The sequence below is a fragment of the Rhodoferax sp. ZS1R8 genome, assembly GCF_056521325.1.
The window spans coordinates 168,410-179,791 of the sequence record NZ_JBWMBA010000003.1 but is presented as its reverse complement, the minus strand read 5'-3'; the positions used below and the strand labels follow the sequence as shown (position 1 = coordinate 179,791).

12 protein-coding genes are annotated in these 11,382 nt (G+C 59.6%); all 12 read right to left on the bottom strand.

Features of this window, described 5'->3' with window-relative positions; all coding sequences use genetic code 11:
* Positions 1 to 100 precede the first annotated feature (100 nt).
* On the bottom strand, positions 101 to 1,288 hold the full coding sequence (gene asd / locus AC097P_RS11735; RefSeq protein ID WP_479610598.1) for an aspartate-semialdehyde dehydrogenase: 1,188 nt from the start codon (positions 1,286 to 1,288) through the stop codon (positions 101 to 103).
* A 237-nt stretch (positions 1,289 to 1,525) separates the two neighbouring features.
* The gene (gene leuB, locus AC097P_RS11730) at positions 1,526 to 2,608 is read right to left on the bottom strand and encodes a 3-isopropylmalate dehydrogenase (RefSeq protein WP_479610597.1); all 1,083 of its coding nucleotides are present in this window, start codon (positions 2,606 to 2,608) and stop codon (positions 1,526 to 1,528) included.
* An 83-nt stretch (positions 2,609 to 2,691) separates the two neighbouring features.
* On the bottom strand, positions 2,692 to 3,342 hold the full coding sequence (gene leuD / locus AC097P_RS11725; protein WP_479610596.1) for a 3-isopropylmalate dehydratase small subunit: 651 nt from the start codon (positions 3,340 to 3,342) through the stop codon (positions 2,692 to 2,694).
* Positions 3,339 to 3,473, bottom strand: a complete 135-nt coding sequence (locus AC097P_RS11720) for an entericidin A/B family lipoprotein (RefSeq protein WP_479610595.1) — start codon at positions 3,471 to 3,473, stop codon at positions 3,339 to 3,341. The genes leuD and AC097P_RS11720 overlap by 4 nt, the downstream gene beginning before the upstream one ends.
* A gap of 23 nt (positions 3,474 to 3,496) precedes the next feature.
* Positions 3,497 to 4,945, bottom strand: coding sequence for a 3-isopropylmalate dehydratase large subunit (gene leuC, locus AC097P_RS11715; protein ID WP_479610594.1), 1,449 nt, complete (start codon positions 4,943 to 4,945; stop codon positions 3,497 to 3,499).
* Positions 4,946 to 4,973: 28 nt separating this feature from the next.
* The gene (locus AC097P_RS11710; protein WP_479610593.1) at positions 4,974 to 5,921 is read right to left on the bottom strand and encodes a LysR family transcriptional regulator; all 948 of its coding nucleotides are present in this window, start codon (positions 5,919 to 5,921) and stop codon (positions 4,974 to 4,976) included.
* 285 nt (positions 5,922 to 6,206) lie between these two features.
* On the bottom strand, positions 6,207 to 7,517 hold the full coding sequence (gene gltA, locus AC097P_RS11705; RefSeq protein ID WP_479610592.1) for a citrate synthase: 1,311 nt from the start codon (positions 7,515 to 7,517) through the stop codon (positions 6,207 to 6,209).
* A gap of 10 nt (positions 7,518 to 7,527) precedes the next feature.
* Positions 7,528 to 7,815, bottom strand: a complete 288-nt coding sequence (locus AC097P_RS11700; RefSeq protein ID WP_479610591.1) for an FAD assembly factor SdhE — start codon at positions 7,813 to 7,815, stop codon at positions 7,528 to 7,530.
* A gap of 86 nt (positions 7,816 to 7,901) precedes the next feature.
* Positions 7,902 to 8,606 (bottom strand): succinate dehydrogenase iron-sulfur subunit, encoded by a 705-nt coding sequence (locus tag AC097P_RS11695; RefSeq protein ID WP_209396820.1) that lies wholly within the window; start codon positions 8,604 to 8,606, stop codon positions 7,902 to 7,904.
* Between the two features lie 2 nt (positions 8,607 to 8,608).
* On the bottom strand, positions 8,609 to 10,399 hold the full coding sequence (gene sdhA / locus AC097P_RS11690) for a succinate dehydrogenase flavoprotein subunit (protein WP_479610590.1): 1,791 nt from the start codon (positions 10,397 to 10,399) through the stop codon (positions 8,609 to 8,611).
* A 27-nt stretch (positions 10,400 to 10,426) separates the two neighbouring features.
* Complete coding sequence (sdhD, locus tag AC097P_RS11685) at positions 10,427 to 10,792, bottom strand: succinate dehydrogenase, hydrophobic membrane anchor protein (protein WP_479610589.1); 366 nt, start codon at positions 10,790 to 10,792, stop codon at positions 10,427 to 10,429.
* 53 nt (positions 10,793 to 10,845) lie between these two features.
* On the bottom strand, positions 10,846 to 11,289 hold the full coding sequence (gene sdhC / locus AC097P_RS11680; RefSeq protein WP_479610588.1) for a succinate dehydrogenase, cytochrome b556 subunit: 444 nt from the start codon (positions 11,287 to 11,289) through the stop codon (positions 10,846 to 10,848).
* Positions 11,290 to 11,382 lie beyond the last annotated feature (93 nt).

Here is an 11,382-nt window from a genome sequence, read left to right as displayed (position 1 = left end):
GCAAGCGGTGTCAGCGGACCCTGATCCCGGTACTCTTTTGTTGCCTTGAGACAACGACCCGGGAGTGTAATCTGTGCCGATGCTCCCGGGTTGGAATTTATTACGCTGACAGCAAAATACGTAGCATCCGGCGCAGTGGTTCCGCGGCTCCCCACAGCAATTGGTCGCCAATGGTGAAGGCGCCAACGTACTGCGGACCCATGGCCAGCTTGCGCACCCGGCCCACCGGAATGGTCATCGTGCCGGTCACGGCGACAGGAGTCAGGTCTTTGATGGTGGCTTCCCGGGTGTTGGGCACTACCTTGACCCATTCGTTATCGGCGGCCATCATGGCTTCCAGGTCGGCCACCGAGACATCCTTGTTGAGCTTGAAGGTCAGCGCCTGGCTGTGGCAGCGCATGGCGCCCACTCGCACGCAAAAGCCGTCCACGGGGACCGCGGGGGTGCTGAAGCCTTCGCCCATTCCCATGATCTTGTTGGTCTCGGCCATGCCTTTCCATTCTTCCTTGGACATGCCCCAACCAGGTTCGCCCTGGTTTTTCCCGATACCCAGATCCTTGTCGATCCAGGGGATCAAGGAGCCGCCCAACGGTACGCCAAAATTGGCGGTCTCTGCGGAAGTTAGTGCTCGCTGCTTAGCAACGATCTTGCGGTCGATTTCCAGGATGGCGCTCTTGGGGTCGTCGAGCAAGGCTTTGACTTCGGCGTTCAGCGTGCCGTACTGGGTCAGCAGTTCGCGCATGTGCTGCGCGCCGCCACCGGATGCTGCCTGGTAGGTCTGGGTGCTCATCCATTCCACCAAACCGGCCTTGTACAGCGCACCAACGCCCATCAGCATGCAGCTGACCGTGCAGTTGCCGCCGATCCAGTTCTTGCCGCCGTTGGCCAGCGCCTTCTGGATCACGGGCATGTTGACCGGGTCCAGGATGATGACGGCGTCGTTGTCCATGCGCAGTGTGGAGGCCGCATCGATCCAGTGGCCATTCCAGCCGGCGGCGCGCAATTTGGGAAAGACTTCGGTGGTGTAGTCGCCACCTTGGGCGCTGATGATGATGTCACAGCGCTTCAGGGCGTCAATATTGAAGGCGTCTTGCAGCGTGGTTTCGTTCTTGGCCTGAGCCGGGGCTTTGCCGCCGGAATTGGACGTAGAGAAGAACACGGGTTCAATCAAATCGAAGTCGCCTTCGGTTTGCATACGGTCCATCAGAACCGAACCCACCATGCCGCGCCATCCGACCAGACCCACCAGGGGCTGTGAGCCTCCAGCGACGAGATTACCTACCTTCATGACATTGCCCTTTCAGAAAAATTCAACAAACGAGAATTTGGTCTGCCCGGCTCGTCTGGCCGGGAGGGGCGCGCGACGAACCGGGCTGCTTAGCCTTTAATGGTTGTCGTCTTGGTGGTCGCAGGCAGGGCCGACGATACACCGGCCCACGCGCCTGTGCTGCCGCAGAAGGGCAGTACAAGGGAAACGGGGCGAGAGATATGCATGCGCTGATTGTAAGCGAGGAATTTTGGTGGATTACAGCGCTTTGACGACCGCGTCGCCCATCTCACGCGTGCTGACACGGGTTGTGCCTTCGCTGTAAATGTCAGCGGTGCGCAGGCCTTGCGCCAGTACCTTTTGCACGGCGACTTCGATGCGCAATGCGGAAGCTTCCTGGTTCAGGCTGAAACGCAGCATCATGGCCGCACTCAGGATGGTGGCCAGCGGATTGGCGATGCCCTTGCCAGCGATATCCGGCGCACTTCCGTGGCTCGGTTCGTACAGACCCTGGTTGCTGGAATTCAGCGACGCGGATGGCAGCATGCCAATCGACCCGGTCAGCATAGAGGCTTCGTCCGACAGGATGTCGCCAAACATATTGCCGGTGACCACCACGTCGAAACGCTTGGGCGCCTTGACCAGTTGCATGGCGGCGTTGTCCACGTACATATGGTCCAGCGCAATGTCGGGGTATTGCAAGCCGACTTCGGAGACCACGTCTTTCCAGAACTGGAAGGTTTCCAGCACATTGGCCTTGTCCACGCTGGTCACGCGACCTTCACTGCCCGATGCCTTGCGTTTGCGCGCAGCCTGGAAGGCGACGTGGGCAATGCGTTCGATCTCTGGGCGGCTGTAGCGCATGGTGTCAAAGGCTTCCTCGGCACCGGGGAAATGGCCATCGGTGGCGATGCGGCGGCCGCGCGGCTGGCCGAAGTAGATGTCGCCGGTCAGCTCGCGGATGATCAAAATATCCAGACCCGAGATCAGCTCGGGCTTGAGGCTGGAGGCGCCGACCAATTGCTCGTAGCAAATCGCAGGGCGGAAGTTGGCGAACAGTCCCAGGTTCTTGCGCAGGCCGAGGATGGCTTGCTCCGGGCGCAAGGGGCGGTCCAGCTTGTCGTATTTCCAGTCGCCCACGGCGCCAAACAGCACGGCGTCGGCTTCTTTGGCCAGCTTAAGCGTGGACTCGGGCAGCGGGTGACCATGCGCCTCGTAAGCTGCGCCACCGACCAGTGCGCTTTCCATTTCCAGCTTCAGGTCGAGCACGTTCAAGACCTTGACGGCCTCGGCCACGATTTCGGTACCAATGCCGTCACCCGGCAAGACTGCGATTTTCATATTCGAACTTTGAGGTAAGGTGAGGGTAGGGCGCGCGTTTTACGCGTTACCTTCCTCAGGGTTGCTATTTTTTTGATAGCTGCTTATGCAGTCATGGTGAGGGCTAGCCACGGTTTTTTCGCTAGACGGTCGGCTTCAAACGCCTTGATCTTGTCGGCGTGGCGCAGCGTCAGGCCAATGTCGTCAAACCCGTTGAGCAGGCAGTATTTGCGGAAAGCCTGCACGTCAAACGGAATTTCTTCACCCTGGGGCTTGACGACGACCTGGCGCTCCAGATCGATGCTGAGCTGGTAGCCGGGGAAGGCCAAGGCCTCGCTGAACAACTGGTCGACCAACGATTCGCTCAGCACGATGGGCAGCAAGCCATTCTTGAAGCTGTTGTTGAAGAAAATGTCTGCATAGCTGGGCGCAATGATGGCGCGAAAGCCATACTGGTCCAGCGCCCACGGCGCGTGTTCCCGTGACGAGCCGCAGCCAAAGTTCTTGCGCGCCAGCAGGATGGATGCGCCTTTGTAGCGCGACTGGTTCAGCACAAAGTCGGGGTTGGGTTTGCGGCTGGTCGGGTCCTGGCCGGGAAAGCCCGCGTCCAGGTAACGCCATTCATCAAACAGGTTTTCGCCAAAGCCGGTCTTGCGGATGGATTTGAGAAACTGCTTGGGGATGAGGGCATCCGTGTCCACGTTCTCGCGGTCCATGGGCGCAACCAGGCCCTTGTGGATGGTGAATTTGTTCATTTTTTCTTGGCCGCAGCATCCTCGATTTTTTCGCCAACTTTTTGGACGTCCTGCCCTACACCTTTGACGGTGTTACAGGCGCCCAGTAGCAATAGGGCGGATACACAGACTGCGGAAGCAATGGTTTTCATGGTGGTGTCCTCGGTGGGTTGGGTTAACTGAATTTTCGGATATCGACAAAGTGGCCGTGGATGGCAGCCGCAGCCGCCATGGCCGGGCTGACCAGGTGGGTACGACCACCGGCGCCCTGGCGGCCCTCGAAATTGCGGTTGCTGGTGGAGGCGCAGCGCTCGCCCGGCTCCAGCCGGTCGGCGTTCATGGCCAGGCACATGGAGCAACCGGGTTCGCGCCATTCGAAACCAGCGGCCTTGAAGATCTCGTGCAAGCCCTCGCGCTCGGCTTGATCCTTGACCAGACCCGAGCCTGGAACCACCATCGCCAGCTTGATGTTTTTGGCGACTTTTTGACCGAGTTTTTTCACGACTGCTGCCGCTTCGCGCATGTCTTCGATGCGGCTGTTGGTGCAGGAGCCGATAAACACCTTGTCGACGAATAAATCGTCCAGCGCTTTGCCGGGCTCCAGGCCCATGTAGGTCAGGGCACGTTCGATGGCGCCGCGCTTGTTGGCGTCCTTCTCCTTGTCCGGGTCAGGCACGCGGGCATCAATGCCCAGCACCATTTCGGGCGACGTGCCCCAAGTGACTTGGGGCACGATTTGCGTGGCGTCCAGCTCGACCACGGTGTCGAAATGCGCACCCGCGTCGGAGTGCAGTGTCTTCCAGAATGCCACGGCCTGGTCCCATTCCACGGCAGCCGCTTCCGGGCTGCTCGCATTGGCACCGGGGGCGAGAGGGCGGCCCTTCACGTAGTCAATGGTTTTCTCGTCCACGGCTACCAGGCCCGCACGCGCACCGGCTTCGATAGCCATATTGCAGACCGTCATGCGACCTTCCATGGAGAGGGCGCGGATGGCTGAGCCGCCAAATTCGATGGTGTAACCGGTGCCGCCGGCCGTGCCGATCTTGCCGATGATGGCCAGCACGATGTCCTTGGCCGTGATGCCGTGGGCGACCGAGCCTTCCACCTTGACCAGCATGTTCTTGGCCTTCTTGGCCAGCAGGGTTTGCGTGGCCATCACATGCTCCACCTCGCTGGTGCCAATGCCGTGGGCCAGTGCACCAAACGCGCCGTGGGTGGACGTGTGCGAGTCTCCGCAGACGACCGTCATGCCGGGCAATGTCGCGCCGTTCTCAGGCCCGATGACATGGACGATGCCCTGGCGTTTGGACAGGAAGGGAAAGTAAGCCGCAGATCCGAACTCGCCGATATTGGAGTCCAGCGTCATGACCTGTTCTTTGCTGGTCGGGTCGGTAATGCCGTCGTAGCCACGCTCCCATCCGGTCGTGGGGGTGTTGTGGTCGGCCGTTGCCACGATGGAACTGACGCGCCAGACCTTGCGACCCGCCACGCGCAGGCCTTCAAAGGCTTGGGGGCTGGTTACTTCGTGGACCAGATGGCGGTCTATGTAGAGGATGGCCGTGCCATCGTCTTCGGTGTGGACCACATGGTCGTCCCAGAGTTTGTCGTAGAGCGTGCGTGCCATGGTGAGGTCTTCCTTATGAAAATCAATTTTAGGCCGTGGCCCCGGGCTGCGGGGTCATCGTGTGGTTAGCGGCGGTGAGGTGGTCTACCAGCAGACGCGCTGTGCGCGGCAGCGTGGAGAAGTCGCGGGCCACCAGCTCGATGCGGCGCGTGGTCCAGGCGTCGGTCAAGGCCACGGCGGTGAGTCCAACCGCGCTGTGCATCAGCGTAAAAGCGCGCAAGGGCATCACGCCAATGCCCAAGCCGTTGAGGATCATGCGGCCCATGGCGTCCAGTCCGCTGACCTGTATGCGCAGCTTGATGCTCTGGCCCAGCGCGGTAGCGGCCTGGCGCATGGCCACATAGATGGAGCTGTTGGAGTGCAGCCCCACATGGTCAAAGGCCAGGGTTTCTTCAAACGCCACATTGGTCTGGGCGGCAAGCGCATGGCCCGTGGGTACGATGAGCACCAACTGGTCTTGCCGGTAAGGTAGGGTTTGCAGTTCGCCCACACCGTCGGCTGTGTTGCAGACGCCGAGGTCGGCCGCACCTTCTTGGACTGCGCGCAACACTTCGCTGCTGAGGTGCTCTTCCAGATCGATCTTGACGCCGTGGTGCACGCGGATGAATGCGCCCAGGTCTTCGGGCAAAAACTGCACAGTGGCCGAAATGCTGGCATGCACCCGCACCTGGCCACGCACGCCGTCGGCATATTCGCTGAATTCGGACTGCATGCGCTCCAGGCTGAACAACACGGCGCGTGCGTGGTGCAACAGGTTCTGCCCCGCGGGAGTAAGGTGCACACCGCGCGAGTGGCGGTGCAGCAACGCACTGCCCAGCGTGGCCTCCAGATCGCTGAGCCGCTTGCTCAGGGCAGATGGCGCAATGAATTCCCGCTGCGCCGCCTTGCCAATGCTGCCCAGTTCGCACACAGCGGCAAAGAGCTGAAGCGAGGTCAGGTCTATGCGGCGGGCGAAACTGCGGTCGGGGGTGTTCATGGGACGTTGGTGCCATCGCCAATAGCGATGTGTTAAACATTATCTCAAAGTATTGTGTGATTTGGCATCGTGCTTTGCGATGGTAGATGTGGCAAACCATGTTTACCCAGGACGGGCGCATGGCTGGATATGCCTAGGCTGTGTCCTTAGGGGTTAAGGCGCAATACCCGCCGGAAAAGTGCCTTTAGCCCTCGTGGAATGCGCGTAGCCAGCTATCAAATATGTAGCAATTAAAAAAGCCCGCTGGTGTTGACCGCCAGCGGGCTTTTTGTCAGGTGCGCCTGTTTAGCGCTGAGCGATAGGCGCGACGTCGCGCTTTTCAGAGCCTGTGAACAACTGACGTGGACGGCCGATCTTGTACTCGGGGTCGCCGATCATTTCGTTCAACTGGGCAATCCAGCCTACGGTGCGGGCCAGCGCAAAGATCGCGGTGAACAAGGGGATTGGGATGCCGATGGCGCGCTGCACGATGCCCGAGTAGAAGTCGACATTGGGGTAGAGCTTGCGCTGCACGAAGTAGTCGTCTTCCAGCGCGATCTTTTCCAGCGCCATGGCCAGCTTGAACAGCGGGTCGTTTTCCAGCCCCAACTCGGCCAGCACTTCCTTGCAGGTCTCTTGCATCAGCTTGGCGCGGGGGTCGTAGTTCTTGTAGACGCGGTGGCCAAAGCCCATCAGCTTGACACCGGAGCTCTTGTCCTTGACCTTCTCCATGAATTCGCCCACCTTGCTGATGCCGCCCATCTTCTGGATGTCTTCCAGCATGTTCAGGCAGGCCTCGTTGGCGCCGCCGTGGGCAGGGCCCCACAGGCACGCCACACCGGCCGCAATGGCTGCAAACGGGTTGGTGCCCGAGCTGCCGCACAGGCGCACGGTGGAGGTGGACGCGTTTTGTTCGTGGTCAGCGTGCAGCGTGAAGATGCGGTCCATCGCGCGCTCGATCACGGGGTTGACCACATAAGGCTCGCACGGCGTGGCAAACATCATGTGCAAGAAATTGCCAGCGTAGCTGAGTTCATTCTTCGGGTACATGTAGGGCTGGCCTACGGTGTACTTGTACGCCATCGCCACCAGGGTCGGCATCTTGGCAATCAGGCGGATCGCGGAAATGTCGCGGTGCTCTGGATTGGTGATGTCGGTACTGTCATGGTAGAAGGCCGACAGGGCGCCGACCAGGCCGGTCATGATGGCCATGGGGTGCGCATCACGGCGAAAGCCTCGCAGGAAGAACTGCATCTGCTCGTTGACCATGGTGTGCTGGGTCACGCGCCGTGTGAAGTCGGCCTTGCCAGCCGCATTGGGCAGGTTCCCGTACAAAAGCAGGTGGCAGGTTTCCATGAAATCGCAGTTGGTAGCCAACTGCTCAATGGGGTAGCCGCGGTACAGCAGCTCACCCTTGTCGCCGTCGATATAAGTGATCGCTGACTGGCACGCCGCGGTGGACAAGAAGCCCGGGTCGTAAGTAAACATGCCGGTCTGCGCGTACAGCTTGCGGATGTCCACAACATCGGGGCCGACGCTGCCTTGGTATACCGGCAGTTCGACGCTGGGGCTGCCATTGCTGAAAGACAGCGTGGCTTTGTTGTCAGCTAATTTCATTTTCGACCTTTCAACAGTTTTTTCTCAACATACTCAAAACTTCGTGCACACCGTCTTCGCGGTCTAATGTCTCTGATACCTGTGCCAACGATTTACGTGCAAGTTGCACGTCCAACAAATCGTTGTCGCTCAAATCCATCAACAGGCCCAATGCATGGCCTTGGCCTACTGTCAGCGATTCGCTGAAATTCTTGAAGAATCGCTCGATGAACAAATCGTTCTCCAGCAGCCCGCGGCGGCACCGCCACCGCAGTTTGCTTAGAGCGCGTTCATCCAGCAGTTCGTCATCGCGCGCCATGCAATCTTCCGACGGGCCGCCCCTAGGAAGATTCGCCCCCTCGGGGGGCAGCGCAGTACACGCAGTGACAAGCGTGGAGGCCATATTCATACGGTACGCATCACCATCATTTCCTTGATCTTCCCAATCGCCTTCGTGGGGTTCAGTCCCTTAGGGCACACATCCACGCAGTTCATGATGGTGTGGCAGCGGAACAGGCGATACGGGTCTTCCAGGTTGTCCAAACGTTCACCGGTGGCCTGGTCGCGGCTATCGGCCAGAAAACGGTAGGCCTGCAGCAAACCGGCAGGGCCTACAAACTTATCAGGGTTCCACCAGAAGCTGGGGCAACTCGTGGAGCAGCTCGCGCACAAGATGCATTCGTACAGGCCGTTGAGCTCTTCACGCTCTTCGGGGCTCTGCAGGCGCTCCTTTTCGGGCGGCACGGTGTCGTTGATCAAATAGGGCTTGATCGAGTTGTATTGCTTGAAGAACTGCGTCATGTCCACGATCAGGTCGCGGATCACAGGCAGGCCGGGCAAGGGCTTCAACACAATCTTGCCGGGCAAGGTCAGCATATTGGTCAGGCAGGCCAGACCGTTTTTGCCGTTGATGTTCATGGCGTCCGATCCACACACGCCTTCGCGGCAGGAGCGGCGGAAGGAGATCGTGGGGTCCACGGCCTTGAGCTTCATCAGGGCATCCAGCAACATGCGTTCGTGGCCATCGAGTTCGACCTCGATGTCCTGCATGTAGGGCTTGGCGTCCTTGTCCGGATCGTAGCGGTAGATGGAGAAAGTGCGTTTGGTCATGATTAGAACGTCCTTACTTTGAGCGGCACGGAGTCAACCGTCAGCGGTTTCATTTGTACGGGCTTGTAGCTCAGCGAATTACTTTCGCTATGCCACAGCGTGTGCTTGTGCCATTCGACGTCGTTGCGGCCGTTGGGGTATGTTGGGCTGTCGCTGTAGTCGTCCACGGTGTGCGCACCGCGGCTCTCGTGGCGGGCGGCGGCAGACACGATGGTGGCTTGCGCGGCCTCGATCAGGTTGTCCACTTCCAGCGCTTCGATGCGTGCGGTGTTGAAGATCTTGGACTTGTCCTTCAGCGTGATCGCATCGACACGCTTGCGCAGGTCGGCGATCTTGACCACGCCCTCGTCCATGCTCTTCTGGGTGCGGAACACACCGGCATGCAGTTGCATGCTGGCGCGCAGGTCGTCGGCCACGTTTTGTGCATATTCACCGGTGCTGGAGTTGTCCAGGCGTGCCAGGCGCGCCAAGGTACGGTCGGCCGCATCCTTGGGCAGTGGTTTGTGCGCCTTGGTCTTGGATGCGAAATCGACGATGTGGTTGCCGGCCGCGCGGCCAAATACCAGCAAATCCAGCAGCGAGTTGGTGCCCAGGCGGTTGGCGCCGTGTACGCTGACGCAGGAGCATTCGCCCACCGCGTACAAACCGTTGACGACAGCGTTATGCACATCACCCTTGGGTGTGACGACCTGGCCATTGATATTGGTGGGGATGCCACCCATCTGGTAGTGGATGGTCGGCACGACGGGGATGGGTTCGCGCGTGATGTCGACGTTGGCGAAGTTGACGCCAATTTCGTACACCGATGGCAGACGTTTGTGGATGGTCTCAGCGCCCAGGTGGTCCAGCTTCAGCAGCACGTAATCCTTGTTGGGCCCACAGCCACGGCCTTCCTTGATTTCCTGGTCCATGGAGCGGGACACGAAGTCGCGCGGTGCCAGGTCCTTCAGCGTGGGCGCATAGCGTTCCATGAAGCGCTCGCCATTGCTGTTCAGCAAAATGGCACCTTCGCCACGGCAGCCTTCGGTCAGCAACACGCCAGCGCCCGCCACGCCGGTGGGGTGGAACTGCCAGAATTCCATGTCTTGCAAGGGGATGCCGGCGCGTGCCGCCATGCCCAGGCCATCGCCGGTGTTGATGAAGGCATTGGTGGAGGCTGCAAAGATGCGTCCGGCTCCACCGGTTGCCAGCAGCACGGTCTTGGCGTGCAACACGTGCAGGTCACCGGTTTCCATTTCCAAAGCCGTCACACCGACCACATCGCCTTCGGCGTCGCGGATCAGGTCCAGCGCCATCCACTCCACGAAGAAGCTGGTCTTGGCCGCAACGTTTTGCTGGTACAGCGTGTGCAACATGGCGTGGCCGGTGCGGTCGGCGGCAGCGCAGGCGCGCTCCACAGCCTTTTCGCCGTAATTGGCGGTGTGGCCGCCAAACGGGCGCTGGTAAATCGTGCCGTCGGGGTTGCGGTCAAAAGGCATGCCCATGTGTTCCAGGTCGTAGACGACCTTGGGTGCTTCGCGGCACATGAATTCGATGGCATCTTGGTCGCCGAGCCAGTCGGAGCCCTTCACGGTGTCGTAGAAGTGGTAGTGCCAGTTGTCGTCGTTCATGTTGCCCAAGCTTGCACCGATGCCACCTTGGGCAGCCACGGTGTGCGAGCGGGTGGGGAACACTTTGGACAGCACCGCCACATTCAAACCGGCACGTGCCAGTTGCAGCGATGCACGCATGCCGGAGCCACCGGCGCCGACGATAACGACGTCAAATTTTCGGGTTACAGGGGAGTAGGTCATGGGTTCAATCTCGATTGTTCGGTGGAATCAAAGGCGCCACAGGACCTGGATGGCCCAGCCCGCACAAGCCACGAGCCACACAATGGCAAACACCTGCAAGGCCAGTCGTACATACACCGGTTGGATGTAATCCATGAAAATTTCGCGCATGCCAACCCAAGCGTGGTACAGCAGCGAGATGATGACGCAGAAGGTCAGCGTCTTCATCCACTGGGTGGAGAAGATGCCAGCCCATTTGTCATAGCCCATGGGGCCTTTGCGCAACAGGATTTGGGCCAATACGATCAGCGTGAAGAGTGCCATTAGCAAGCCGGTGACACGTTGGGCCAGCCAGTCGCGCAGACCGTAGTGCGCGCCAACGACGATGCGCTTGGAGCCGTAGTTAACAGACATGATGTTCAGTTCCTAGGTAGAAAAATGGGGGCAGAAGCAGAGAGTTGTAGCGTTCAATACAGCCCAAACAATTTGGCGCCGAAAACCACGGTCAGACCCAGGCTCAGCGCCAGGGTCCATTGGGCGGTGGAGCGGCCCGCTTCCTTGCTGACGGTGTGGAACAAATCCATGCGGATGTGGCGCAGACCTGCAAAGAAGTGGTGCAGGTAGGACCAGATCAGCAGCAGGGCCGCCAGCTTGACGAAAAAGCCGGGCACAAAGCCAATGCCGTTGTTGAAGGCAGAGGTAAACCGTGCAAAAGAAATCTCGGAGCTGACCGAGGTGTCAAACATCCAGATGATGAAAGGCATCAGCAAAAACATGAACAGCCCGCTGCCGCGGTGCAGTATCGAGACGATGGCAGCTACCGTCATGCGGTAGGTTGGCAAGTCTGTAAATGCGTTGATGTTTCGGAACTCGGGCCGCTTGGCCCGGGGTGTAGGAGTGAGCTCAGACATGGATGGGCTTTCAGTAGGTAACCGTATGTAATTATTGCTGGCGCGGATCAAAATTCTATTGCACTGCAGCAGGCTGACGCTGGACTTGCACCA

What these genes read in the sequence shown, in the direction of transcription:
- asd (WP_479610598.1), bottom strand. Translation starts at nt 1,288, where the DNA reads ATGAAGGTAGGTAATCTCGTCGCTGGAGGCTCACAGCCCCTGGTGGGT.
- leuB (WP_479610597.1), bottom strand. Translation starts at nt 2,608, where the DNA reads ATGAAAATCGCAGTCTTGCCGGGTGACGGCATTGGTACCGAAATCGTG.
- leuD (WP_479610596.1), bottom strand. Translation starts at nt 3,342, where the DNA reads ATGAACAAATTCACCATCCACAAGGGCCTGGTTGCGCCCATGGACCGC.
- AC097P_RS11720 (WP_479610595.1), bottom strand. Translation starts at nt 3,473, where the DNA reads ATGAAAACCATTGCTTCCGCAGTCTGTGTATCCGCCCTATTGCTACTG.
- leuC (WP_479610594.1), bottom strand. Translation starts at nt 4,945, where the DNA reads ATGGCACGCACGCTCTACGACAAACTCTGGGACGACCATGTGGTCCAC.
- AC097P_RS11710 (WP_479610593.1), bottom strand. Translation starts at nt 5,921, where the DNA reads ATGAACACCCCCGACCGCAGTTTCGCCCGCCGCATAGACCTGACCTCG.
- gltA (WP_479610592.1), bottom strand. Translation starts at nt 7,517, where the DNA reads ATGAAATTAGCTGACAACAAAGCCACGCTGTCTTTCAGCAATGGCAGC.
- AC097P_RS11700 (WP_479610591.1), bottom strand. Translation starts at nt 7,815, where the DNA reads ATGGCGCGCGATGACGAACTGCTGGATGAACGCGCTCTAAGCAAACTG.
- AC097P_RS11695 (WP_209396820.1), bottom strand. Translation starts at nt 8,606, where the DNA reads ATGACCAAACGCACTTTCTCCATCTACCGCTACGATCCGGACAAGGAC.
- sdhA (WP_479610590.1), bottom strand. Translation starts at nt 10,399, where the DNA reads ATGACCTACTCCCCTGTAACCCGAAAATTTGACGTCGTTATCGTCGGC.
- sdhD (WP_479610589.1), bottom strand. Translation starts at nt 10,792, where the DNA reads ATGTCTGTTAACTACGGCTCCAAGCGCATCGTCGTTGGCGCGCACTAC.
- sdhC (WP_479610588.1), bottom strand. Translation starts at nt 11,289, where the DNA reads ATGTCTGAGCTCACTCCTACACCCCGGGCCAAGCGGCCCGAGTTCCGA.